Raw genomic sequence first — 24640 nt, forward strand, 5'->3', positions numbered from 1 at the left:
TCTAGGATGGATCGCGCACGGAGTCAACACGGAGATGAGGGGGCCGCCGGATGTCGCTCAGTCGAGTCGCGCGGAGCGCGGGAGTCTCCACCTCCACGGTGTCGCGGTACGTGCGCGGCGAGCTCAAGGTCTCCCCCGCGACCGCACGGCGGATCGACCAGGCCCTCGCGGACGACGGGCGCCCCGCCGCCGACCGGTCGCGCGCGGTCACCACGATCGGCCTCGTCGTGCCGTCGCTCGCGAATCCGTACTTCTCCGCCCTCGCCGACGCGGTCGTGGATGCCGCAGCCGAGGACGGCATCGAGGTCTTCACCGCCCTGACCGGATCCTCCGCGTTGCGCGAACGCAACAGCGTCGAGCGCCTCGCGCAGGTGCAGAACCTTGGCGGCATCGTCTACCTCGGAATGCACGGAACAAACGAGGCCTTCACCGGACGGGTCGGCGAAGAGCTGCCGGTCGTGCTCCTCGACGAGTACGTCATCGCCGACGGGACGCGCATCTCCCAGGTCACGGCGGACAGCTTCGGCGGCGCCTACCAGGCGACCGCGCACCTCGCCGGCCTGGGGCATCGCATCATCGCGCACGTCGGCGGCCCGCGCGGCCTCGAGACGGCCGAGCAGCGGGAGGCGGGATTCCGGGCGGCCATGGCCGACCATTCGCTCGAGGTCGACGACCGACTGGTGCTGCGCGGCAGCTACACCGCCGACTTCGGCACCAACTTCTTCGCCCACGTGAGCTCGGTCGAGCCCGCGCCCACCGCCGTCTTCTGCGCGAGCGACATCGCTGCCATCGGGGTGCTCGAAGCGGCCCGCCAAGCGAGGATCGGCGTCCCCGACGAGCTCTCGATCATCGGCTGCGACGGCATCGCCTTCGGCGACTGGACGAGCCCCCAGCTCACCTCCGTCGCCCAGCCGACTCAGATGCTCGCACGGCAGGCCGTCGACGAGCTCATCCACGTCGCGACGGGCGGCACCCCGACCCCGCACACCCTGCCGATGACGCTCCGCGTCCGCGCCTCGACGGCACCGCCGGCGGGCGCGCGGGCGCGCGACGCCTCGGCGGACCGCTGACCCGGACCACTGGGCCGGCCGGGCCCGGAAACGACGGAGCGCGCGGCACCCGGGGAGGGATGCCGCGCGCTCGTGCGTGCGTGACTGGTCGTCAGGCGGCGCAGGCCGTGCTGACCTCGTTCGCAGCGGTCTGGATGGCCGACTGCTGGGCGGCGAGCGCCTCGGCGTCCTGCGTGCCGTCGGCCGGGATGGTCGCGGCGTAGTCCGCGGCGTCGCCGAGGGCGGTCTTCAGCCCCTCGAGCGCGTCTTCCACCTTGGTGTCGTCGCCGGCCTGCTCGTCGAGCGCGTCGACCCGGTCCTCGAGACCCTCGAGGTAGGTCTTCGTCGCCGCGCCGTCGGTCGCGGTCGCGAGCGTGTTCTGCGCACCGTTCGACACGTTGCGGACCTCGCTGCGGATGGTGTCGCAGCCGTCCTTCGCGGACGTCGAAGCGGCGTCGCCCGAACCGGACGTGGCGCAGCCCGAGAGCAGCAGGGCACCCGCGAACACGAGTGCCGTCGTCGTCATGAATCGTTGCATTGTGTGCAACCTCCCCTGTTCTGTTGTGACCACGGGAGTCTACGCCGCACCGGGGACACCGGCTCGCCAGCCCCAGTCCGGGTGCCGGCGCGCGCGGCGCGACGGGGCGTCAGGCGGTCGCGAGGCCGATCCAGAGCGCGACGACGCCGAGCAGCGGCGGCCCGAGCTGGATGAGCGCGGCGCGCGCCTTCGACGGGCTCGACAGCAGGAGCACGAGGCCCGCGGCGACCATCATGCCCGCGCCCGCGAAGACGAGCGTGGCGCCCACGGCGGTCGCCCCGGCTGCGAACGCGACGATGCCCGCGACCACGGCGAGCGCGAGGAACAGGTTGTAGAAGCCCTGATTGAACGCGAGCGCGCGCGTGAGCTGCGCCTCCTCGTCACTGCGGATGCCGAAGGTGGCGCGGGCGCGCGGGCCCGTCCAGATGAGCGACTCGAGCACCCAGATGTAGACGTGGATCAGCGCGCCGAGGCCGGCGAGCACGAGCCCCGCGACGATCACGCGGCGGCCCTCGCCTCGCGGCGCAGGTGCAGCAGCGGGAACGGGCGGCCCTCGCCGTCGAGCTCGGAGCGGCCGACCTCGACGAAGCCGCGCGCGACGTAGAAGCCGCGCGCCACGGGGTTCTGCTCGTTGACGTCGACCCGCAGCTCGCCCCCGTCGTCGCCGACGTCTTCGAGCAGCCGGGTGCCGATGCCCTGACCGTGCCTGGTCGGGTCGACGAAGAGCATCTGGATCTCGCCGTCGTCGTGAGAGATGAACCCGACGACCTCGCCCTCGGCGTCGCCGCCGTCGACGACCGCGACGCGCAGGTCGCCGAGCTGCGGCAGGTAGCCCGCGACGACCTCCTCGTACCAGTCGACGTCGGCCGGCGCGAGGAAGTGATGGGTCGCCTCGACGCTCGCGCGCCACAGCTCGAGCAGGCGCGGGTGGTCGCTCGGCGCGGCCGATCGGATCGTGAGTGCCATGCAAGCACGATACGCGACCCCGCCGACGCGGGTCGCCGTCAGTCGCCGAGGCCGTCGCCCGCGAGCAGCCGCTCCAGCACCGAGCCGGGCGGCACCGCGTCGTACTTGTAGCTGAGCTTCTGCAGCGGGGCGGCGTCGAGGATGCGGCGCACGGTCGAGCCGCGCCAGGGCTGCATCATCTCGAGCTGCAGCAGGTGCGCGGAGGTCGCCGAGAGCGCCGGCACGGCGTCCCACTGGCCCCGGGCCTCCGGGACGAGCGCCTGGATCACCTCGAAGATCCGGTGGTAGAGGAAGTAGTCGGGCAGCTCGTCCGTCGTCTCCCACCAGGCGTCGAGCGCGAGCCGCTGCAGCACGAGGACCGGAGCGCCCGGCTGCGCCGCGATGAACCAGTTCGCGATCTGCCGTTTCGCCCAGCGCGGGAACACCACGCCGGCGCGGAGCAGGCGGTGCAGCTCGGGATCGAGCGGCCGGTCGACCCAGGCCGTGGCGTCCGCCCAGACGCCGCCGTGCTCGGCGAGCACCCTGGTGCGCACGTAGTCCGAGAAGTGGGCCGGGCGGGCGTCCTCGAGCAGCGTCGCGATCCGCTCGGGGATCTCGACGAGCTCGCGCGCGGATGCCCCGTCGAGCACCCGGGCGTGTGGGTAGGTGCGGTGCAGCTGGGCGACGCAGGCCTGCACGAGCGGCGGCGCCTCGGCGATCGGCCGGTTCCAGAACGTGAAGACGCGGTCGCTCGGCACCGGCTGCCCGGCGGCGGCGCCCGCGCCGCGGCGCGCCCGCCAGCGGGCGAACGGCGGTCGGACCTCGGGCAGCCCGGCCGCGAGCCGCAGCTCGCCGAGCCGCGGCTGCAGCAGCTGCACGAGGCGCAGCGAGGTGCGCAGCGAAGCGGCGAGGTCGATCGTGCCCTCGAAGCGCGCGGAACGTTCGAGCTGAGCGCGCAGGCCCGCCATGACCCGGTCGAGCTCGGGGATGCCTCCGGCGCCGCTCATGCTCCGAGCGTACCGAGCGGCGTCGCCTGGGCGGCGGGTCGCCCCAGCCGCCGCACCCGACCCGGAGTTGCCCGACTTTGATGAAAGTCGGGCAACTCGGGTTGGCCGGGAGGGCGCCGTGGCGGCGTCAGGCGCGCGGTGCGCCCTGGCGCAACCCCTCCGCGTCGGTCGCGTAGTGGAACCGCACCCGGGTGCCGAGCCAGACCGTGCGCGAGGTCTCGACGAGTTCGCCGCCCGAGCGTCCGACGGCCCAGTCGACGAAGACCTTCGCGTCGACGCCCGCGGCGAGCAGCGCGGATTCCGCGGAGCTCACCGAGCGCACCTCGAGGAAGTGGTCCTGATGGTCGACGACGAGGCCCGCGGCCTGCAGCGTCTTCGAGACGGAGACGTCGAAGAGGTCCCGCCCGGCCAGCGCCTCCGCGCCTCTGCCCGCGAGCCAGGAGTCGGTGAGGCCGATGGGGTCGCCGTTCACCGTGTGCACCCGCTTCAGGTGCAGTCGCGGCAGCCGGCGCTCGTCCGCGCTGAGCTCGCGCGACAGCTCGTAGGGCTCCGCCTCGGGCGACTCGACGTCGACGAGCAGGGACTGCGCGTCGTCGCCCGCCGCCCGGAAGCGGTCCCGCCAGGGCTGCGTGAGCCCGAAGTCGTGCTGGACCACTCTCGGCCGATCCGCGACGAAGGTGCCGGTGCCCTGCCGGCGCTCGACGTAGCCCTCGTCGGCGAGCGCGGAGAGCGCCTGCCGCACGGTGATCCGGCTCACCCCGTAGATCTGCGCGATCTCGTTCTCGGTCGGGAGCCGGTCGCCCACGGCGAGGCCCTGATCGATGGCGGAGCGCAGGTCGCGTTCGACCTGCGCCCACGCCGGCAGGGGCGAGCGTCGGTCGACGGGCACCGCCATCGACTCCAGCGGGTGGATGGTTGGTCCCACCGTCATGCCTCCCCCGATCTCCCCGTGCAGGTCATCATAAGGTTAGTACCATAGGCGCGCTCGCCCGGGGATCCAGGCTCACGCGGTGACCGGATGCCCGTCGAGCTTGATGTGGCTCGCGTCCATGTTCACCGCGCCGCCCCGGAACGGCGGACGCCCCCAGCGGGCGGCCGCGGCCTCGGCGAACACGGTGCCGGCGACGGCCCCGGCGAGCTCGAAGAGCACCCCGGCCCGGTCGTCGCGCGCGTCCGGCCCCGCGAGCCGGACCGCGAGCGGGGTCTGCCCCGTGCTCTCGAGTGCGGTCGCGAGCCGGGCGAAGCGCTCCGCCCCGTCGGCTCCGACGAGCTGGAGGGAGAGGTTCGCCTGCGGCCCGATGAAGTAGTCGACGTGCCCGCTCTCCTCGAGCGGGACCGTGCGTGCGACGAGTCCGGTCGCCTCGATGAGCTTCAGCACCCAGAAGTCGGCGGCGCCGCGGAGCTCCGGCAGCGAGAGCACCGAGATCCCGCTCGGGACCGCGGCGGGGGCCGCGTCCAGCGCCTCGGCGACTGCGGCGCGCTGCGCGTCGACGAGCGCCGCGAGCTCGGCGGTCGCGCCGGCGGTGTCGACGCCGCAGACCGCGGCGACGCCGAGCCCGAGCATGAGGTGCCCGGCGCAGGGCACCGTCTCCTCGAGCCCGAGCGACGGCACGAGCTGGACCTCGTCGGCGGCCTCGGCGAGGGGCGAGTCGGGGTTCGAGGTGACCGCGATCGTCCGCAGGCCCGCCTCGGTCGCGAGGCGCAGCGCCCGAACGGTCGCCCCCGAGGTGCCCGAGTGCGAGATGCCGACGACGGTGCGCACCCCGGCGGGAACCCGGCCCGTCCAGGTCAGATCGCCCGAGGAGGCGGACTGGTGCCCGAACGCGGTCGCGAGCAGTGCCGAGGAGAGCGAGTCGCCCGAGCCGACGAAGAGCGCGGCCTCGGGGGCGGCGCCGATGGCGGGGCGCACAGCCTCGACGGCGCGGAGGGCGTCGGCGACGCGGTCGAAGTGAGCGGTGAGGGTCATGTCAGTGGTCCTGTTCGATCGTGATCTGAGTGAATGGGTCGGTGAGCGGCTCGGCGAGGAGCGCGTCGTGGCCCCAGTCGGCGAGCGCGAGCCGGGCGACGCTCGCGCCGAAGGCGGCGGCCGTCACGAGGTCGCGGCCGGCGGCGAGCGCGGCCACGATGGCCGCGGCCGAGGCATCCCCGGCCCCCGTGGTCTCGACGACGCGCACCGCCTCGTCGCGCACGGCCGTGCCGGGGCCGCCCTCGGCGTCGAGCACGAGCATGCCCTCCGCGTCGAGGCGGGCGACGACCGCGCGGCCGAGCTCGTCGCGGATCCGCCGGGCCGCGGCGCGCGGGTCCGGGTCGATGAGGCGGAGCTGTACGCGGCTCGGCAGGATCACCGCGCCGGGCGGCGACACCCGTTCGAGGTAGTCGAGCCCGGACTCGCCGAGCAGCAGCTGGTGCGGGTCGACGCCCACGAGGACGCCGGGGGCCAGCCCCGCCGCGGTCTCCGGCGAGCTGTCGAGCAGCCCGTCGACCGGGCCGAGCGCCGTGGCCGGCGGCAGCGGCCGATCCTCCTCCGCGGGCTCGCCGCTCTCGAGCTCGACACCGCCGGGCGGGCGGGTCGGCACGATGCGACGGCCTTCGGCCGAGTTCAGGATCCACAGCCGCGGCACCTCGACTACCGCGGTCGAGGCCCCGAGTCCGACGCCGAGCTCGTCGAAGAGCCGGCGGAACCGCGGCTCGTCGGCCGGGAGGTTGGCGCAGAGCTCGACCGCGGTGCCGGCGACGAGCCGGGCGCCGAGCGCGGCGAACAGCCCGGGCCCGCCGAGCCGGTCGAACCGCGCCCCCTCGCCCGCGACCACCTGGTGGTCGACGGTGAGCCCGGCGCGTACGCCGACGACGACGGCCATCAGAACGACTGCACCGCGTACTGCACCGTGCGGTCGCGGGGGCCGTCGAGCTCGAGCAGGTAGACGCCCTGGCTGTGGCCGATGCCGAGCTCACCGCCGATGATGGGCAGCTGCAGGGACTGCACGCCGAACACGCAGCGCACGTGGGCGGCGGCGTCCTGGGGGCCGTCGTGCAGGTGCACGAAGGGCCGGTCGACCGGGATCTGCTCCTCGATGAAGAGCCGGATGTCCTGCAGGGTCGTGCCGTCGACGCCCGAGTTGAAGATGAAGGTGCAGGTGGTGTGCGGCAGGAAGACGTGCAGCAGCCCGTCGCCCGACGCCTGCGACGCCGCCTCGCGCAGTTGCGCGGTGACGTCGACGTAGTTGACGGGGTTCGGGTACCCCTCGGCCGGCTTCGTGTTGACGGGGAAGCTGGTCCAGGTGGTGGTCATAGCGGTGCCTTTCGTGGTGGTGGTTCAGCCGGAGAGCTCGCCGACGCGGAAGCCGTCGGCGCTCATCGTTCCGGTCTCGATGAGGAACCCGGCGCCGCCTCCGGCGGTCCGGGTGGTTCGGGTGTCGAGCACGGCGACGCCGTCGACCTCGACGCGGAGCCGATCGCCGGCGCATTCGGCCCGCACGAGATAGGGCCGGTCCGTCTCGACGGCGAAGGGGTGCTCGGCGAGCACGGATCGCTCGCCGTCGTGCTGCTCGATGGCGCGCAGCAGGCCGCCCGTGAACACGACGGCGGTGAAGCGGCGGTGCCCCCGCGCGCGGAGCACGAGGCCGGCCGCGTCGTGCAGCGAGAAGCGCAGGGTCGACTCGATCGCGTAGTCGCGCCACTCCCGGGTGCCGGTGGTGACGACGCCGAACGCGCCGGGATGCGACACCGAGAAGGTGCTCGCGAAGTCGGCCTCGAAGTTCTTGGCCGAGCTGACCCAGGGCGCGAGCCCGGCGGGCTTCGTGTCCCAGATCGAGCTCAGCAGCAGCCCGGACTGGGCGAAGCCCTCCGGTGCACCGGCCCAGTCGACCTCGCGGACGAGCAGCTCGGGGGCGGCCCCGTCGTCGCGCCGCGCCGAGACGAGGAGGCGGAACGGCATCGCGTTGCCGTGAGCGGGGACGCGCCAGCTCAGCTCGGTCGCGCCCGGCTCGAGCCGCTGCCACGGCCCGTGCTCGGCGTGCACCGCGTCGTCGCCGTCGGCGAAGAGCACGCCGAGCCGGACGAGCGTCGCGCTGCCGTCGTGCGGGCGGCCGCCCTCGCCGGGCTCGCGCGCGCCGACGCGCGCCGTGACGAGGTGGCCGGGGTAGAGCGTCGGGCTCGCGAGCGTGGAGAAGTTGCCGATCGCGTCGCGGGGGTCGAGGAACACGGGCGTCGAGGCGACCGCCGTCGCTCCCGCCTCCGCGCCGACCCTGATCGCGCCCTCCGCGGCCGCGACGTGGCGCACCCGGGTGCCGGCGCCCAGATAGGGGCACGACTCGAAGCCGTGCACCGCGCCGGGCAGCTCGAAGTCGAAGCGCGGCCGCCGGGCGGGCGCCGGGGCGCCGGGTCCGGTCTGCAGTGCGCGGGCGGCGTCGGCGATGCGCCGGGTTTCGCGCGCGGCATCCGTCACGCACTCCCCGCCGTCGGCGCTCACGACGAGCGCGCGATCCGCGACCGGCGCCCGCAGATCGGCCGCGCCGTCGAAGGCGGCGAGGCCGAGGCGGATGCCGGTGAGGCATCCCACCGTCCCGGCGTTGCTGTCCGTGTCGAAGCCGACCGAGGAGGCGATCGCCACCACCCGCCGGAAGTCGTCGCCGCCGAGCCGGAGCGCCGCGAGCGACATCGCCGTGTTCGCGAGCGAGTGGCACGGGCCGGGATGCACCGCGTAGCCGTGCACGCGGTCGACCCAGTCGCGGGCCGCACGCCAGTCGTCGCCGGGCCGGACGTGCTCGAGCACGTCGTCGATGACGCCGAGGAGCCGCGGATCGGCGACGTGGCCGCGACCGAGCTCGACGAGCTCGTCGAGCTCCCGCATCTCGAACGCGGCCGCGCGCATCGCCGCGAAGAACGCCGCGCAGTCGAGCGCGACGCCGTCGTGGCTGACGCTCGCGGCGGCACGGGTCATCCGCACGGCCAGGCCGGGATCGCCCGGGGCCGCCATCGCGAACGCGTCGGAGAAGATCTGCGCGCCGATCTGCTCGGCGAGGGTGCGGCCGTTGCGGGCGATGGAGCCGCTCTCGGGCGCGCGCAGGCCGCGCACGAGGTTCAGGTACGCGGTGTGCTCGGTGGAGCGGCCGTAGCCGCCCCACCAGAGGATGGTGCGGTCCTCGACGATGGCGTTCAGCCAGCCGTCGCCGACGTCGGCCGCGCTCGGCTCGGCGCCGCCCGCGTCCTCCATCGCCCGCCCGAAGGCGAAGGTGCCCGAGATGTCGTCGTCCGCGACGATGAGCGGCAGACCGAGCTCCTCGTTCACGTAGCGTTCGACGAGGCCGAAGCGCTCGGCGATGTCCGGGTACGGCCAGCCCTCGACCGGTCGGCCGAGGTAGACGCCGATGAGCTTGCCGAGCACGCCGGCGTACACCCGGGCCTCGTAGTCGCGATCCAGTTCCACGCCCATCTCAGCCCTTCACCGCCCCGGCCGCCATGCCGTCGACGACGTAGCGCTGCAGGGCGATGAACACCGCGAGCACGGGGACGATGAGGATCAGCGCGCCGGCCATCATCGTGCCGATGTCGGTCGAGAAGGTGCCGTTCATCGTGAGGAAGCCGAGCGTGAGCGTCTGCGCCGACGGGTTCTGCAGGAACGTCGAGGAGATGAGGAACTCGTTCCAGGCGTTCAGCCCGACGATCACGCCGACCGTGATGAGGCCGGGCCGCACGAGCGGCAGCAGCACCCGGGTGACGAGCTGGAAGGTGCTGACGCCGTCCATCAGCGCGGCCTCTTCGAGCTCGGCCGGCACGTTCAGGAAGAAGGTGCGCATCATGAACGTCGCGAAGGGCATGTTCACCGCCGCGAGGATGACGCCGACGACGACCGGGCTGTCGGTGAGGTCGAGCGAGGCCACGACGGAATAGAGCGGGAAGATGAACAGCTGGATCGGCACCGTCATCGCCATCGTGAAGTAGACCATGATGGCCGGCCAGCGCCGCACCTTCTGCCCGGCGAGCACGTAGCCGGCGAGGCTCGAGCAGATCAGCACGACGAGCACGGTGGTGCCCGTCAGCAGCACGCTGTTCAGGAAGCCGGGGCCGAAGCCGCCGTAGGTCCACGCGGTGAAGAAGTTCTCGAAGCCGACGTGGGCGGGCAGCCCGAACGGGCTCTCCAGCACCTCCGCGTTCGTCTTGAAGCTGTTGATGAGCACGAGCAGCAGCGGGACCAGCGCGATCACCCCGAAGACCGCGAGCACGAGGTGCCCGGTCAGCTGCTTCAACGATCTGGTCATCGCATGAGCTCCGCCCTGCTGAGCCTCGTGTAGACCACGGAGGCGATGAGCCCGAAGAAGCTCATGATGATGCCGACCGCCGCGGCCTTGCCGAACTCGAACGAGGAGAACGCGAACGCGTAGGCGTAGGTGCCCATCACCTCGCTCGAGTGCGCCGGTCCGCCCTGCGTGAGGAGGAAGACGTAGTCGAAGGCGAGGAAGGAGAAGATCACGGTCATGACGCCCATGAGCATGAGCGTCGGCCGGATGCTCGGCAGGTACACGTGCCGGAACACGCCCCAGCCGCTCGCTCCGTCGACGACGGCCGCCTCGACCTGGTCCATCGGAGTCTGCCGCATGGCACCGAGGTAGACGACCGTCAGGAAGCCCCAGTAGTGCCACATGTCGACTGCGGCGGCGGCGTACAGCGAGGTCTGCATCGAGGCGGTCGGCGAGGGGATGCCGAGCGCGCCGAACACACCGCCGTTCGGGTTGTAGATGATCGTCTGCCAGATGAGCGCGTTCACGACCGGCGCGAGCACGTAGGGCATGAGGAAGATCACCTGGTAGAAGGTGCGCATGCGCTTGCGGCGGAGGAGGAGCGCTGCGGTGAGCAGGCCCACGATCGCCGGCAGCGTGAGGAAGAGCACGAGCCAGGTGATGTTGTTCGTCAGCGAGGTGGCGAACACCGGGTCGGCGAGGATCTCGCGGAAGTTGTCGACGCCGACGAACGCGAAGTCGAAGCCGATCCCGCTCCAGTCGGTGAAGGCGAAGAGCAGGGTCAGGATGCCCGGGATGACGACGACGACGATCGAGAGCACGAGGGCGGGCGCGACGAGGGCGTAGTTGATCGCCGTGCGCTTGCGGAGGTGGGCGTTGCGGGTGCGGGCGGCCGGGGGCCGGGCCGGGCGGGCCGCGACCGCTGGGGGCGCGAGGTTCGCAGTCATGTCGTTCGCTCCTGGGGGCGGGTGCGCCGCGCGTCGCCGTGCGGCGCACCCTTCCGTCGGTGGATCAGTTCGCCGGCTCGGGGAGCGGCGGCACGAGGCCCTTGTCGAGCTCGCCGGTGAAGGTGCTCTCGACCTGGTCGAGGAACTGCTCGGTCGTCTGGGTCCCGAGCCAGACGCCGTCGACGTCGGTGAACAGCGTGGCCGTCGCGGGCGGGAAGAACGTGCCCGCGAAGAAGCCGTAGTTGCCGGCGTTCACGCCGTCGATGGTCTGCCGCATCGCCTCGACGAAGGGCTTGGAGAGCCCGTCGTAGTCGGCGGGGTCGAGCGGGAAGTCCTTCAGCGGCACCGCCCAGTAGCCCGGCCAGTCGCGGTTCATCTCCTTGGTGAAGTCCTCGGACATCATGTAGTCGATGACCTCGGCCGCGCCGTCGGGGTTCTTCGAGGCGGCGTTGATCGAGAGCGAGGCGGTCGTGCCGAGGGTGAAGTACGGCGACGGCAGCTCCGGGTTGATCGTCGGGAACGGCATGAAGCCGAGGTCCTCGGTGTTGCCCGCCTCGTCGTTGAAGTAGTTCGAGGCGAACTGGAACGCCAGGCTCGGCCCGATGAAGAACGGCGACTTCTCGGCGCTCAGCAGCTGCATCGACTGGTCGAAGTTCAACGTCGCGTAGTCGTCGCCGCCGAGGTAGCCGTCCTGGTAGAACTCGGCCGAGGCCGTCACCGCGTCCGCGATGCGCGGGTCGGTCCAGGGCACCTCGCCCTGGAGCGCCTGGTACACGGTCTTGCCGCCGGCGACTTGGGACAGAAACAGCGAGATGTAGTTCTGGTTGACCGGCTTCCAGCCCTGGTTGCCGGTGACCGAGGGGTACAGCCCGGCCGCGTCCGCGGCGTCCAGCACGTCGACGAACTCGTCGTACGTCGTCGGTACGTCGACGCCGAGGCTGTCGAGCACCTTGGTGTTGTAGAACACGCCGATGTCCTCGATCGAGTTCGGCAGCGAGTAGAGCTTGCCGTCGACGGTGCCCGAGTCGTAGATCGGCTCGAGGATGCGGTCCTGCCAGCCGTACTTCTCGGCGTACGGCGTCATGTCAGCGAGCTTGCCCTGCTGGGCGTAGGCCGCGGCGAACGCCGGACCCGAGCCGTAGACGATGTCGGGCCCCTTGTTCGCCGTGAGGGCTACCTGCACGTTCTTGTCGACGGCGTTGTTGAAGGTGACCTGCAGTTCGTACTCGTCCTGCGAGGCGTTGAAGCCCTCGACCAGCACGTCCTTCATGACCTGCTGCTGCTGGGGCGGGGCACCCCAGAACCACAGTTCGAGCTTCTGGCGGCCGCCGGCTGCATCGCCGGAGCAGCCCGCCAGCGCGAGGGCGGCGACGACGGCCATACCGGCCGCTGCCACGAGCGTCTTCCTCGTCATTGGGGGATCCTCCCGTTCGGGTGGTGCGCTCCACTGCGCACCATTGGTCAGGTGGTATTGACTCTATAACCTTTATACCAATGCGTCAACGCCCTTCGTCAACGCCCTTCGTCAACGCCCTTCGTCAACGCCCTTCGTCAACGCCCTTCGTCAACGGCCGAGCCAGCGGCGCCCGCCGCGGGCGGCGGCCTCGGCATCCATCGCCGCGAGCTCGACGAGGCCGGCGAGCGCGAGCTCCGAGGCCGCCGCGTGGCCCGCCCCCGCCACGAAGGGCCGGTCGGCGATGACGTTGTCGGCGACGGAGCAGACGGAGCCGCCGCGCTTGCCGAACAGCGCGGGAAGCGTGACGATCGCCGCAGACTCCCGGTCGCCGTTCAGCACCCCGGCCCGCGCCCAGGTCTCGAGGATGTCGAGGTGCCATGGCTGGAAGTAGCCGCCCACCGAGGGGCGGCCGACGCCGCAGAAGTCGCTGTCGCTCGAACGCGTGACGCCCACGTGGTACGGCAGCCCGAGCGCCTCGGCCGCGCGCGACATCGCGACCACGACCTCGTAGGAGGCGACCGCCGGGTACGAGGCGGGGATGTACGCCTGCGTCATCCCCTCGTCGCGCACGACGCCCGAGGAGACGACGAGGTCGCCGGGGGCGACCGAGGGGTGGATGCCGCCGGAGCCGCCAACCCGGATGAAGGTGTCGGCGGCCGTGAACTCGAGCAGCTCGTGCAGGATCAGCTCGGCCTCCGGCGAGCCGCTGCCGCCCGAGACGAGCGTCACCGGCACGCCGCGGTGCGTGCCGCTCCAGGTGGTGAACATGCCGGAGCGGCCGATCAGCTCGGCGTCCTCGAGCCGGGCGGCCAGCTGGGTCGCCGGGTCGTCGTCGTAGGCGCACAGCGGGTCGCGCACCATCAGCAGCACGTAGCGCGCCACCTTGTCGGGGTCGAGCTGCGAGAGTGCGGGGCGCCCCTCGACGAGCAGTCCGCGCTTCGGCAGATTGCCCGCGAAGCGGTACTCGTCATAGAGGGCGGAGGGATCCCAGTTCGTCATCGGGCAGGGCCTTTCCTGGAGTGGTGAGCGGATGGAGGGTGGAGTCAGTCGAGCTCGCGCGCGACGAGCGCGGCGGCCGAGCGGCGCACGCGCTCCCGCTCGGCGTCGCCGACGGGCGGAGCGCCCTCGGTGGCGACCACGACGGCCGCGGCGGCGGAGGCGAGCCGGGCGGCGTCGACCGGGTCACCGCTCGCCGCCCACGCCCCGAGGAAGGCGCCGGTGTAGCTGTTGCCGCCGCCGGTCGGATCGACCGCGGCGACGCGCACGGCCGGCACGCGGACGACGGTGTCGCCCTGGATGACGAGGGAGCCGTCCTCGCCGAGCCGGAGCAGCACGAGCGGGGCGAGGGTGCGGAGCTCTTCGACGGCCTCCGCGAGCGCGTCGACTCCGAAGAGCTCGACCGCCTCGGTGCGGTTGATCGAGACGGCGTCGACGAGCTCGGCCCGCTGCCGCACGACGCTGAGCCGATCCGGCCTGGTGCACGCGGCCGAGAGCTCCCAGAGCAGCGGTACTGCCGCAGCGCGGGCGCGGTACCGCGCGATCGCCGCCCAGTAGGGCTCCTCGTCGTCGTGGAAGAGGTAGGCGCCGTCGAGCGCCTCCGGCGGTACGAGGACGTGCTCCGGCAGCGGGGTGTGCGCGTCGAAGTGCTCGAGCCCGAACTGCGGCGTCTCGACCCGCTCGCCGTCGGCGGCGTAGTCGATGCGGGTGCGCGGGCCGTGCTCACCGACGACGAAGAGGCCGTCGACGATCCCCCGCTCCGCGCACCAGGCGCGCAGTACCGCGAGGTCGGCCGAGCCGGTGCCCGAGACGAGCAGGCTGCGACCGGCCGCCGGCGCGACGAGGCTCGCCCCGACGGCGGCGTACGCCCCGGCGCCGCCGACCTCGGTGTGCGGCGGCCGCCCGGGCTGGTGCACCTCGTCGACGACGATGTGCGACAGGATCGCGATCTGCTGCATTGCATCCTCCGGGCGCGGCTTCCGCTCGCGCCATCCTGGTTATATTGTTATGTTCACAATACCCATAACCACCGTAGCCGGTTCGACCAGCGAAGGCCACCGCCGTCTCGCCCGTCGATGGAGCCGGCGCCGGAGAGGAGCATTCGATGAAGAAGGTCCTGATCGACACGGACCCCGGCATGGACGACGCGCTCGCCATCGCTCTCGCGTTCAAGCACGAGGCGCTCGACGTCGTCGCCCTCACCGCGGTCACCGGCAACCTGCCTTCGGACCGCACCGCGGACAACGCCCTCCGGGTGCTCGACCTGCTCGGCGCCCCCGAACTCCCCGTCGCCCAGGGCCCGCTCGTGCCCTCCGCCGGCGACTACCCCGCCGACCCCTTCTCGCACGGCAGCGACGGCCTCGCCGAATCGCACCTCCCCGCCTCGGCACGCCGGCTCGACCCCCGCTCCGCGGCCCGGCTCATCGTCGACACCGCGGCGGCGCACCCCGGCGAGCTCACCATCTGCGCGCTCGGCCCGCTGACGAACCTCGCCGCGGCGCTCGAGCTCGACCCCGAGCTGCCGGCCAAGATCGCCCGGCTCGTCATCATCGGCGGCTCCTTCGGCGAGACCCCGTACGCGTGGACGCAGGCGACCGGCGACAACCCGGTCAGCGAATGGAACGTCTTCGTCGACCCCGAGGCGGCGAGCGCCGTCTTCCGCGCCGGCTTCGAACTCGTCGCGATCGGGCTCGACGTCGCCACCCACCCCGAGATCAACTTCCGTCCGGGCGACCTCGACCGCCTGCGCGCCAGCGACCGGCCCGAGGCCGAGCTCGCCGTTCGCGTCGTCGACTTCGTGAACGGCCGCGGCTACCAGTCGTACTGCTCGCTCATCGACAGCGCGGCCGTCGCGACCGTCATCGCCCCCTCGCTCGCGACCGTCGTCCAGCTGCGCTGCGACGTCGCCACCGAGGGCCGGCTCACCCGCGGGATGACGGTGGTCGACCGGCGGGCGCACCACCAGTGGACGGCGCTCCCGCTCATCACGGTCGCGAGCGACTTCGACTACGCGCGCTTCCTCGACCTGGTCACCGATACCCTGGTCGCCTGATGACCTCCGGACTCCCTTTCTGCGAGCTGCACCTGCACATCGAGGGCACGCTCGAGCCCGAGACGATCTTCGCCCTCGCCGCCGAGCAGGGCCGCACCCTCCGGGACGCGGGGCCGGAGGAGCTCGCCGCCCGCTACGACTTCGCGGACCTGCCGGACTTCCTCGAGCTCTACTACGAGAACATGGGCGTGCTTCGCAGCGAGCGCGACTTCGAGGTCCTCGCCGAGGCGTACTTCGCCAGAGCCCACCGCGCGGGCGTCGCGCACGTCGAGCTCTTCGTCGACCCGCAGGCGCACACCGAGCGCGGCGTCGCCGAGCGCACCGTGCTCGCCGGGCTGCAGCGCGCGATCGAGGCGGCCGGCGACCGCCACGGGATCTCCGCCGGGATCATCGCCTGCGTGCTGCGCGACCGCCCGGTCGACGACGCCGAGCGCATGCTCGACGCCGTGCTCGACGCCGCCGCCGAGACCGGCGCGCCGCTGCTCGGGATCGGGCTCGACTCGGCCGAGCTCGGCTTCCCGCCGCACCGCTTCGCCGGCGTCTTCGACCGCGCCGCCGAGGCCGGCCTGCACCGCGTCGCGCACGCCGGCGAGGAGGGCCCGGCCGACTACGTGCGGCAGGCGCTCGACGTGCTCGGCGCGGAGCGCATCGACCACGGCATCCGCGTGCTCGACGACGCCGAGCTCGTCGCGCGACTCGTCCGCGAGCGCATCTCGCTCACCGTCTGCCCGCTCTCGAACGTGCGGCTGCGCGTCGTCGACCGGATCGAGGAGCTGCCGTTCCGGGCGCTCCTCGACGCCGGCCTCCTCGTGACCGTGAACTCCGACGACCCGGCGTACTTCGGCGGCTACCTCGACGACAACGTCGCGGCCGTGCGTGGAGCGTTCGGGCTCGGCGAGGACGACCTCGCTCGACTCGCACGGAACTCCGTCGAGGCGTCCTTCGCCCCCGAGGCCCGCAAGCGCGAGCTCCTCGACCGTCTCCCCTGAGCGCTCAGCCCCGCGGCGCCGCGGCCGCCGCGCCCGCGACCGTCGCGGCGAGCGGGGTCGCGCGGCCGCGGATGAAGATCAGCAACAGGAGCGCCCCCACGATCAGCAGGATCGTCGCCGGGCCGGCGAGCGCGAGCAGCGGGCTCTCGGCGGCCGCGCCGCCGGTCTTGTCGACGCCGCCCGTCGCGAGGAAGGTGGTCGGATCGGTGAGGCCGTGCAGCACCATCGCCCAGACGATGCTGCCCGTCACGCGCATGACGAGGTACATCAGGATGCCGAAGGCGAAGGTGTACAGGAGTGTGAAGCCGACCGTCGTGATCGCCTGCCCGGTGAGCGCGTTGACCGAGTGCATGAGCGCGAAGAACAGCGCCGACACCGCGGCGACGGCCCACTCGCCGTGCCCCGCCTTGCGCATGAGCGTCACGACGAGGCCGCGCGTCACGAGCTCCTCGGAGAGGCCGATGAAGAGCCCGGCGACGAAGGTCATCACGATGACGCCCCCGGTGTACGCGCCGTAGTCGATGCCGAACAGCCGCAGCGCGATCGGGATGAGCACGAGCACCGGCGCGAACCACATCCACCAGCGGCCGCGCACGGGCTGACGGCCGAACAGCGGCCGCGGCAGCCAGCCGAGCGACCAGGCGAACGCGAGCAGCACGATCGAGCCGAGGATGACCGGCAGGGCGAGCCCGGCGAACACGCTGCCCGGCGTCGCGAACATGTTCTCGTCCATCATCGGCCGGGTGAGCGGCAGCAGCAGGATCGGCAGCAGCTGGTAGACGCCGAGGTAGACCACGACGACGATGAGGGCCTTCCACCAGCCGCCCCGGTTCCAGAAGGCGCGCCAGCCGCGCTCGGGGGCGGCGGGCGCTGCTGCGGAATCTCGGGCGAGCGGGGCGTCGGTCACGGCGCGTCCTCTCGGCAAGTCCCCGAGCGTCTCGCGCCGGCAGCGCGACGGGTCGAGGTCAATTCAGAAGCTAGCGGAGCGGATGGCGGGCGCGGAAGCGCGGCGCGCGGATCCCGGCACGGGGATGGCGCATGTCGGCGGGCCCCGCTACCGTCGCGCTATGACCTCGACGGCACTCACCGCCCTCGCCGCACGCTTCGGCGAGCGGCTCGTCCTCCCCGGCGACCCCGCGTACGACGAGGCGCGTGCGCCGTGGAACCGGGCGGTCGACCAGCGCCCCGCCGCCGTGGCGAACCCGCGCGACGTCGACGAGCTCCGCGCCCTCCTCGACGCGGCGCGCGCCGACCGCCTCCAGCTTGCCGTGCAGCCCGGCGGGCACGGCGCCTCCGGCTCGCTCGAGGGGGCCGTGCTCGTGCGCACCGCGCACTTCGACACCGTCGAGGTCGACGCCGAGCGCCGGGTCGCCCGGGTTGGTGCCGGCGTCGGCTGGGGTCGTCTGCTCGAGGCGCTCGCCGGTACCGGGCTCGTCGCCCTCTCGGGGTCCAACCGCGTCGTGCACACCGTGCCGTTCCTCCTCGCGGGCGGGCACTCCTGGTTCAGCCGCGAGCACGGGCAGGGCTCCGCCTCGCTCGTCGCCGTCGAACTGCTGACCGCCGACGGCGAGCACCGCTGGGTGCGCGACGCCGACGACCCCGAGCTGCTCTGGGCGTTGCGCGGCGCAGGTGGCGCATTCGGCGTGGTCACCGCGGTCGAGCTCGAGTTGTACCCCGCGCGGGAGCTCGTCGGCGGCCGGCTCGCCTTCGACGGAGCCGACCTCGCGCGGGTGCTGCAGGCGGCGCTCGCCGCACAGGCCGCTGCCCCGCGCGAGGTCGCACTGCACGCCGGAGCGATGCGGCTGCCCGACGTCGAGGCGGTGCCCGCCGAGTTGCGCGGCCGCACGATCGTCACGGTGCAGGCCGTCTCGACCAACGGCGCGGACGTGCTCGAGTCGGTGCTCGCCCCGGTGCGGGCCGCCGGGGCCGTGCAGCTCGACACGATCGCCCCGATCGGCATCGAGCAGCTCGCGATCGTGGCCGACGAGCCGACCGAGCCCAGCGCGGGCTACGGCTGGGGCCGCTTCGCCGACCTCGACGACGCCGGTCTCGACGCGCTCCTCGAGACCTGGCAGTCGCCGGCGGCGCAGGCGATCATGATGATCGAGTTCCGCGGGCTCGGCGGGGCCCTCGCCGAGGCGCCCGAGCGCCCGGCGATCGCCGGCGCCGTGCCGCACTCGCACGTCGTGAGCGCCCGCGCGGTCGCGGTGCCGGGCATCGAGCCCGCGGTGCAGGCGGGGTTCGCCGCGATCGCCGCGGCGCTCGGCGATCGGGTCACCGAGCGCACCTTCGCGACGTTCCTCGAGGGCGAGCCGAGCTACCTCGGCGCCTACGATCTGGCCGACGTCGAACGCGCCGACGCGGTGCGCCGCCGCCTCGACCCCGAGGGCCGCTTCCGCGGCAACCGCGTCTTCGCCTGAGTCGGCCGCCCGCGGGCCCGGCCTCTGCGGCAAGCCGGCAGTATCTGCGGGTGCGCGGGGCCCCCGACCCGCAAATACTGACGTCGCGCCATCCGGCCCACCCGGCTCGGGAACCCGGGCGGGCCGGCCCGGCCGGCCCGCGCCATCCCCGGCCCCGCACCGGAACCACCCAACCCCCGGCAAGACGTCACTTTGTGCGGGTGCGCGAGCTCGCGCACCCACGGAAAGTGACGTCTTGCCGGAGCGAGGGGCCGGTCCGGGCCGGGCCGGGCCGGGCGGCTCAGCGATACGCGATGTGCACGGCGTCGATCGTGCCGTCGAGGGCGAACGGCATCCGCTCGGCGTAGGCCCGCGACACCGCGCCGCCGTACGCGCGCCCGATGTCGAGACAGTCGTTCGCCGAGAACAGCAGCGGCGCGCTCACGGGCACGGTGCCGCTCGCCGCCTCCGCACCGTCGACCCGCAGCACGATCGAGAGCGGCCCGCCCGGTCGCCGCTCGACGTACGCCGTCTCGATCTCGATCGTCGTCTCGCCCGCGGGGAGCGGCGCGTCCGCCGCGATGATCGTCCGCTGCACGAGGAACAGGTTGTACTCGTAGTGCAGCACGCCGTCGAGCAGGTACGCGGTGAGGCCGCCGCCGGCCCCGCCGAGCTTGTAGAGCACCCCGTTCGCACCCTCGGGCAGCGTGGCCCGGATGGTGACGAGGTTCGGCGTGTTCCCGAGCGCGGGCGCGCAGAACTCGGGGATCCGCACCGTGTCGCCCGAGAGCTCCCACTCCGTGTAGGCCGGTCCGAGCCGGTACTCGGGGTGGTAGACGGGCACCCAGAGTCCGCCGCCGACGGGCAGCACCTCGTTGCGCGCCGCCTCGATCGCGAAGAGCTCCTTCAGCTGCGCGAGCTTCTCGGGGTGCTCGGCGGCGAGGTCGCGCGCCTGGCTCCAGTCCTCGTCGAGGTGGTAGAGCTCCCACGGGTCGGCGTCGGGGGTCCAGGTCGCGATGCCGGGAGGGGCGCCGGGCACCCAGGGCAGCCGCGGCCCGGTCGCCGAGGCGAGCCAGCCGTCGGCGTAGATCGACCGGCTCCCCATGATCTCGAAGTACTGCACCCGGTGCCGCCCCTCGGCCGCGGCGTCGTCGATCGCGTAGGCGAAGCTCGTGCCGTCGATGGGGATCTGCGGGATGCCGTTCACCGTCTCCGGCGGCTGGATGCCGATGATCTCGTAGATCGTCGGCACGAGGTCGATGACGTGGTGGAACTGCGTGCGCGGCGAGGCATCCGCCGCGATCCGGCCCGGCCACTGCATGAACATGGGGTTCCGGGTGCCGCCCAGGTGCGAGGCCATGAGCTTCATGCCCTGGTAGGGCGTCGAGCCCGCCCACGCCCACGCCGCGTGGTACTGGTTGTCGGTCGCCGGGGTGCCGAGCGCGTCGAGGCCGCCGAGTTCCTCGAGCGCGGCGAGGTGCTGGTCGATGGTCGTCGGGATCATGTTCTGCGCGAGCAGCTCGCTGATCGTGCCGTTCTGCCCCTCCCCCGAGGAGCCGTTGTCGCCCCAGATGTAGACGATGATCGTGTCGTCGAGGTAGCCGAGCCGTTCGAGCTCGTCGATGAGCCGGCCGGCCTGCACGTCGGCGTGCTCGCCGAAGCCGGCGGCGACCTCCATCAGCCGGCGCTGGAAGGGCTTCTGGTGCTCGGGGATCTCGTCCCAGCCCTGCAGGCTGTCGGGCCGCGGGGTGAGCTCGGCGTCGTCGGGGATCCAGCCCGCCGCCTTCGCCCCGGCGAAGGCCTCCTCGCGGTAGGCGTCCCAGCCGTCGTCGAAGACGCCGGCGTACTTGTCGGCCCACTCCTTCATGACGTGGTGCGGTCCGTGGATCGCGCCGGTCGCCCAGTAGAGGTAGAACGGCTGGTCGGGCGCGTTGGCCTTGTGGTCGCGCAGCCAGCGCATCGCGTCGTCGGCGAGGTCCTCGCTCAGGTGGTAGCCGTCCTCGGGCGAGCGCGGCGGCAGCACGGTCGTCGTGTTCCGCACCAGGTTGGGTTCGTACTGGGATGCCTCGCCGGCGAGGAAGCCGTAGAAGTACTCGAAACCGTAGCCGGTGGGCCAGCGGTCGAAGGGGCCGGCCGCCGTCGTCTCCTCGGCGGGCGTGTTGTGCCACTTGCCCCACGCCGCGGTCGAGTAGCCGTACTGACGCAGCACCTCGGCCATCGTCGCGCTCGACTTCGGGATGTGCCCCGAGTAGCCGTCCCAGTCGTTCGCGAGCTCGGCGATCTGGCCGTTGCCGACGCGGTGGTGGTTGCGTCCCGTCAGCAGGGACGCGCGAGTGGGCGAGCACATCGCGGTGGTGTGGAAGCGGTTGAAGCCGATGCCTCCCTCCCGGATGCGGGCGAGCGTCGGCGTCTCGACGAGGCCGCCGAGCGGCTTCGGCAGGGCCGGGCCGGCATCGTCGATGAGGATGACGAGCACGTTCGGCGCGTCGGCCGGGAGATGCCGCACGGGCGGTCTCGGCGAGTAGGTGGACTCCTGCAGTGTGCGCCCGGCGGCGCTGCCGGAGGATTTCGGCGGGAATGGCAGGGTGCGTGCCGTCGGCAGCGCCTCCCCGATGACCGATGTGCGCCTGCCCGACATGTCGACCTCGACTCTGCGGTGCCGCGCCGTTGCGGCAGACGGAGCCGACCGCATCCCCCCGGATCCGGCGGCGCCTTCGCCGCCGTCGCCTCGCCCGCTCGCAGCCTAGGGCGAATCGCGAGCCGAACTCAAGGTCCGCCCGCCGCCCCGCCCCGCCTTCTCCCACGCCCTCTCCCACGCCGCCGCCCCGGCCCTGCCCTGCCCTCCTCTGCCCGCCGCCCAAGGGCAAGACGGCAGCATTTGCGGGTGCGCGGCCCTCCCAACCCGCAAATACTGCCGTCTTGCCATCCGGTCGGCCCGCCCCCGGCCCGCCCCGGCACCCCTTCGGCTCCCACCTCGCCGACGGGGTCGCTTTCCGTCAGGAGCACCGCGCCAGCACGAAGCGGGTGTCGGGAAAGTGACCCCTCGGGCGGGGACGGCGGGGCGGGAAAGGGGGGCAGGAAGGGGCGGGCGGGAAAGAGAGGGCGGGGTGGTGGGGCGGGCGGGGTGGGGCGGGGCCGCGGCTCAGCGGAGCACGCGGTCCCGCCCGGCCAGGAAGCCGAAGACGACGGTGAGGCACACGAGGCCGGCGAGCACGAGCAGCGGCGGCGTCCACGAACCGGTGACGTCGTGCATGAGGCCGACCGCGATCGGCCCGATCGCCGCGAGCGTGTACCCGACCGACTGCGCCATGCCGGAGAGCGAGGCCGCCTGCGCGTGATGGCTGGTGCGCAGGCCGAACGAGCTCAGCGCGATCACGATGTTCGATCCCCCCGCGATGCCCGCGAGGATCGCCCACCCGGCGGAGAGCTGCGGCGCGAGCAGCACCCCGAGCACCGAGCCGAGGAAGAGCGCCGAGCTGCCCGCGGCGAGCCAGCGCTGGTCGCGGAGCCTCGGGATGAGCGCGGATGCCGCGAGGCTGCCCGCGATGCCCGCGCCGTTCAGCAGCAGCTGGTGCAGGCCCGCGGCGGCCCGATCGATCCCGGCCGAGGCCTCGATCGAGGGCAGCCAGGTGATCAGCACGTAGAAGCCGAGCGACTGCAGCCCCATGAACGCGGTGACCTGCCAGCCGATCGCCGAGCGCCACGGCGAGCGCAGCCCCGAGAGGTCGGGGTGCTCGGCGTCGGCGAGGTCCTGCGCGGAGAGGTGCGTGGTGCGCCGGAACTGGGGCAGCATGACGGCCAACGCGATGAGTGCGAGGCCGGCCCACATGCCGAGCGGCAGCCGCCAGCCGAGCGCCGACGCGCCGGCGACGGGCACGGCGACGCCGGCGGCGAGCGCGGCGAAGGCCGCCTGCACGGCCGAGTAGGCGCCGGTGACCTGGCCGATGCGCTTCGGGAAGTCGCGCTTCACGACGGCGGGAAGCACGACGTTCAGCACGGCGATCGCGACGCCGAGCAGGGCGGTGCCGAGCCAGAGCAGCGGCAGGCCGGGCAGGGAGCGCACGACGAGGCCGACGGCGAGGGCGGCGAGGGCGATGCCGAGGGAGCGTTCGAGGCCGATCCGGCTCGCGACCGCCGGCGCGATCGGCGACACGATCGCGAAGGCGACGAGCGGCAGGCTGGTGAGCACGGATGCCTCGAGCGAGGCCAGCCCGAGGTCCTGCTGCAGCTCGCCGAGGACGGGGCCGACTGTGGTGATGCCGGCGCGGAGGTTCGCCGCGACGAGCAGCAGCCCCGCGAGCACGAGCGCGGGGCTGAGGGCACGGGCGGCTCCCCGGCGGCTCATCGGGCGGCCTCGGCGGCGCTCGCGGCGGCCCCGGTGCCGGCCCCGGGGAACCCGGTTTGCTGGTGCGCGAGGCGGACCATCCGTTCCGCGGCCTCGGTCGCCGCCTCCGCATCGCCGGCGACGATCGCCTCGGCGAGCTCGGCGTGCGCGTCGTCGACGTGCCCGAACGCGGCGCGCTGGGCGGCGAGGTCGACCTCGGGGCCCGAGAGCGGCGCGAGGGCCTGCTCGTTGCCGCCGACGCCGCGGTAGAGCTCGGCGAGCAGGGCGTTGCCCGAGGCATCCTGAACCGCGCGGTGGAAGCGCACGTCGGCGGCCGCGTACTCCGGCGCGGTCTCGGCGGCGGTGCGGGCGGCGAGCGCGTCGAGGATGGCCCGGTGCTCCGGCTCGCCCGCGCGCAGGGCGGCGAGGCGCGCGCCCTCGCGCTCGAGCAGGAGCCGCACCTCGGCGACGTCCTCGGCTCGGTCGTGGTCGAGGCGCCTGGCGAGCGCCGGGGCGACGTCGCTCGCGGCGACGACGAAGGTGCCGTAGCCGGCGCGGGCGCCGAGGAGCCCGGCGTGCACGAGCGAGCGGATCGCCTCGCGCAGGCTGTTGCGGCTCACCTCGAACTCGGCGGCCAGCTCGGCCTCGGTCGGCAGGAGCGCGCCGACGGCGTACTCGCCCTCGGCGATGCGGCGGCGGAGCTCGTCGGCCAGTTGTGCGGAGAGCGGGGTGTTGTGGGAGATTCCGGGCACTGCACCACCCTACGCCCGATTGAGCCAAATGTTGGACAAATGATGGAGTCGGCCGCGAACGCTCCCGAGTGAGGTCAGCGAGCCGGCCCGGCCGCCGCGTGCAGACTCAGCGCGTCGTCGAGGTCGGTGTCGGAGCCGAACCCGACGGCGATGCGGCCCTCGTCACCCACGTGCTCCGGCTCGAAGAAGACCACTGCGCGTTGCCCGACGCTCGGGAGCTGAGCGAGCGGGACGGGCTTGCGCTTCGTCACGAAGCGGGTGGTCCCGTGATGGTCGACGAACCGCACCGTGAACGTGATGAGCAGCTGCCCGTTCACCTCGGTCGACCCTCCGCCGACCTCCGTCACGGTGCCCTCGACCCGGCGCCCCTGCTCCACGAGCCGCGCCGCGAATGCGGCCTTCCTCATGGACCGCACCCGCACGACGAGCACGACGAGCAGGGCGACGCCGACGACACCCGGCGCTGCGAAGGGGGCCCAGTAGGCCACCCAGGCGTCGAGCTGCCAGGGCTCCGGGTGATTGAACGCAGGGTCGAGCTTGGTCCCCAGTTGCGACGGCGGCGTCATGAGCTGCGGTGCCGCGGTAGCCACCGCGAGGACGCCGATCAGCGTGAATGGGATGACGAGGAGCGTCGCACCCAGTCGACCGCCGTACGCCGCCGCGGCCTTCCGGCCGATCGCGCCGACGAGAACGCCGCCGAAGATCCCCGGGAGCAGGAAGATGGGCCACTGATCGGCGATCGGCGACTCCCAGGAGTCGAAGATGCCGTTCATGCTCATCACCCGGAACGTGTCGAGGGCGCAGAGCAGCCCGAAGCCGAAGCTCGCTCCGCCGACGACGGCCACGAGACTCATCGCGAGCGCGGTCACGAGTCTGCCGAGGCTGCCTCGCTGACGTTCTGCGCGTTGTGCCGCACGTACTCGCGGATCGATCGTGCTCACGGAATGGT

23 protein-coding genes are annotated in these 24640 nt (G+C 73.0%); 4 read left to right on the top strand and 19 right to left on the bottom strand.

Annotation, left to right across the window (positions count from 1 at the left end):
- Positions 1-50: 50 nt before the first annotated feature.
- The gene (locus tag MTP13_RS02670) at positions 51-1070 is read left to right on the top strand and encodes a LacI family DNA-binding transcriptional regulator (RefSeq protein ID WP_243569511.1); all 1020 of its coding nucleotides are present in this window, start codon (positions 51-53) and stop codon (positions 1068-1070) included.
- Positions 1071-1161: 91 nt separating this feature from the next.
- Here MTP13_RS02670 and MTP13_RS02675 read toward each other — a convergent pair whose 3' ends face one another.
- The 14 genes from MTP13_RS02675 to MTP13_RS02740 form a co-directional block, all read right to left on the bottom strand.
- Positions 1162-1575 carry a hypothetical protein gene (locus MTP13_RS02675; protein WP_243569512.1) on the bottom strand — a complete coding sequence of 138 codons (414 nt, stop codon included), beginning with the start codon at positions 1573-1575 and terminating at the stop codon, positions 1162-1164.
- Between the two features lie 121 nt (positions 1576-1696).
- Positions 1697-2089, bottom strand: a complete 393-nt coding sequence (locus MTP13_RS02680; protein WP_243569513.1) for a DUF1304 domain-containing protein — start codon at positions 2087-2089, stop codon at positions 1697-1699.
- Positions 2086-2553, bottom strand: a complete 468-nt coding sequence (locus MTP13_RS02685; RefSeq protein ID WP_243569514.1) for a GNAT family N-acetyltransferase — start codon at positions 2551-2553, stop codon at positions 2086-2088. Before MTP13_RS02685 ends, MTP13_RS02680 begins: the two co-directional genes overlap by 4 nt.
- Before the next feature lie 38 nt (positions 2554-2591).
- Positions 2592-3539 carry a capsular polysaccharide synthesis protein gene (locus tag MTP13_RS02690; RefSeq protein WP_243569515.1) on the bottom strand — a complete coding sequence of 316 codons (948 nt, stop codon included), beginning with the start codon at positions 3537-3539 and terminating at the stop codon, positions 2592-2594.
- A gap of 127 nt (positions 3540-3666) precedes the next feature.
- Complete coding sequence (locus tag MTP13_RS02695) at positions 3667-4470, bottom strand: GntR family transcriptional regulator (protein WP_243569516.1); 804 nt, start codon at positions 4468-4470, stop codon at positions 3667-3669.
- A 72-nt stretch (positions 4471-4542) separates the two neighbouring features.
- Positions 4543-5505: an SIS domain-containing protein gene (locus tag MTP13_RS02700; protein WP_243569517.1), complete on the bottom strand. Its 963-nt coding sequence runs from the start codon at positions 5503-5505 to the stop codon at positions 4543-4545.
- 1 nt (position 5506) lies between these two features.
- Positions 5507-6397, bottom strand: coding sequence for a PfkB family carbohydrate kinase (locus MTP13_RS02705; protein WP_243569518.1), 891 nt, complete (start codon positions 6395-6397; stop codon positions 5507-5509).
- Positions 6397-6828 (bottom strand): secondary thiamine-phosphate synthase enzyme YjbQ, encoded by a 432-nt coding sequence (locus MTP13_RS02710; protein WP_243569519.1) that lies wholly within the window; start codon positions 6826-6828, stop codon positions 6397-6399. Before MTP13_RS02710 ends, MTP13_RS02705 begins: the two co-directional genes overlap by 1 nt.
- 24 nt (positions 6829-6852) lie before the next feature.
- A complete protein-coding gene (locus tag MTP13_RS02715) occupies positions 6853-8970 on the bottom strand; it encodes an ADP-ribosylglycohydrolase family protein (protein WP_243569520.1) in 2118 nt (705 codons plus the stop codon).
- 1 nt (position 8971) lies between these two features.
- Positions 8972-9796 (bottom strand): carbohydrate ABC transporter permease, encoded by an 825-nt coding sequence (locus tag MTP13_RS02720; protein WP_243569521.1) that lies wholly within the window; start codon positions 9794-9796, stop codon positions 8972-8974.
- Positions 9793-10722: a carbohydrate ABC transporter permease gene (locus MTP13_RS02725; protein ID WP_243569522.1), complete on the bottom strand. Its 930-nt coding sequence runs from the start codon at positions 10720-10722 to the stop codon at positions 9793-9795. The genes MTP13_RS02720 and MTP13_RS02725 overlap by 4 nt, the downstream gene beginning before the upstream one ends.
- A 64-nt stretch (positions 10723-10786) precedes the next feature.
- Positions 10787-12136 carry an ABC transporter substrate-binding protein gene (locus tag MTP13_RS02730; RefSeq protein ID WP_230765778.1) on the bottom strand — a complete coding sequence of 450 codons (1350 nt, stop codon included), beginning with the start codon at positions 12134-12136 and terminating at the stop codon, positions 10787-10789.
- Positions 12137-12286: 150 nt separating this feature from the next.
- On the bottom strand, positions 12287-13177 hold the full coding sequence (locus MTP13_RS02735; protein ID WP_243569523.1) for a nucleoside phosphorylase: 891 nt from the start codon (positions 13175-13177) through the stop codon (positions 12287-12289).
- A 44-nt stretch (positions 13178-13221) separates the two neighbouring features.
- A complete protein-coding gene (locus MTP13_RS02740) occupies positions 13222-14133 on the bottom strand; it encodes a PfkB family carbohydrate kinase (RefSeq protein ID WP_243569524.1) in 912 nt (303 codons plus the stop codon).
- Positions 14134-14279: 146 nt separating this feature from the next.
- On the opposite strand from MTP13_RS02740, the gene MTP13_RS02745 reads away from it, so the two are divergent.
- The gene (locus MTP13_RS02745) at positions 14280-15227 is read left to right on the top strand and encodes a nucleoside hydrolase (protein WP_243569525.1); all 948 of its coding nucleotides are present in this window, start codon (positions 14280-14282) and stop codon (positions 15225-15227) included.
- Positions 15227-16216 (top strand): adenosine deaminase, encoded by a 990-nt coding sequence (add, locus tag MTP13_RS02750; protein WP_243569526.1) that lies wholly within the window; start codon positions 15227-15229, stop codon positions 16214-16216. The genes MTP13_RS02745 and add overlap by 1 nt, the downstream gene beginning before the upstream one ends.
- A gap of 4 nt (positions 16217-16220) precedes the next feature.
- Here add and MTP13_RS02755 read toward each other — a convergent pair whose 3' ends face one another.
- On the bottom strand, positions 16221-17123 hold the full coding sequence (locus MTP13_RS02755; RefSeq protein ID WP_243569527.1) for a CPBP family intramembrane glutamic endopeptidase: 903 nt from the start codon (positions 17121-17123) through the stop codon (positions 16221-16223).
- 160 nt (positions 17124-17283) lie between these two features.
- On the opposite strand from MTP13_RS02755, the gene MTP13_RS02760 reads away from it, so the two are divergent.
- Positions 17284-18636: an FAD-binding oxidoreductase gene (locus tag MTP13_RS02760; RefSeq protein WP_243569528.1), complete on the top strand. Its 1353-nt coding sequence runs from the start codon at positions 17284-17286 to the stop codon at positions 18634-18636.
- A gap of 280 nt (positions 18637-18916) precedes the next feature.
- Here MTP13_RS02760 and MTP13_RS02765 read toward each other — a convergent pair whose 3' ends face one another.
- From MTP13_RS02765 to MTP13_RS02780, 4 genes are all read right to left on the bottom strand, one after another.
- Positions 18917-21121, bottom strand: coding sequence for an arylsulfatase (locus tag MTP13_RS02765; protein ID WP_243569529.1), 2205 nt, complete (start codon positions 21119-21121; stop codon positions 18917-18919).
- A 636-nt stretch (positions 21122-21757) separates the two neighbouring features.
- Complete coding sequence (locus MTP13_RS02770) at positions 21758-22960, bottom strand: CynX/NimT family MFS transporter (protein WP_243569530.1); 1203 nt, start codon at positions 22958-22960, stop codon at positions 21758-21760.
- Positions 22957-23691 carry a FadR/GntR family transcriptional regulator gene (locus tag MTP13_RS02775; RefSeq protein WP_243569531.1) on the bottom strand — a complete coding sequence of 245 codons (735 nt, stop codon included), beginning with the start codon at positions 23689-23691 and terminating at the stop codon, positions 22957-22959. The genes MTP13_RS02770 and MTP13_RS02775 overlap by 4 nt, the downstream gene beginning before the upstream one ends.
- A gap of 74 nt (positions 23692-23765) precedes the next feature.
- Positions 23766-24560, bottom strand: a complete 795-nt coding sequence (locus MTP13_RS02780; RefSeq protein ID WP_243569532.1) for a hypothetical protein — start codon at positions 24558-24560, stop codon at positions 23766-23768.
- Positions 24561-24640 lie beyond the last annotated feature (80 nt).

This window comes from Agromyces soli (assembly GCF_022811605.1).
Lineage (GTDB): Bacteria > Actinomycetota > Actinomycetes > Actinomycetales > Microbacteriaceae > Agromyces > Agromyces soli.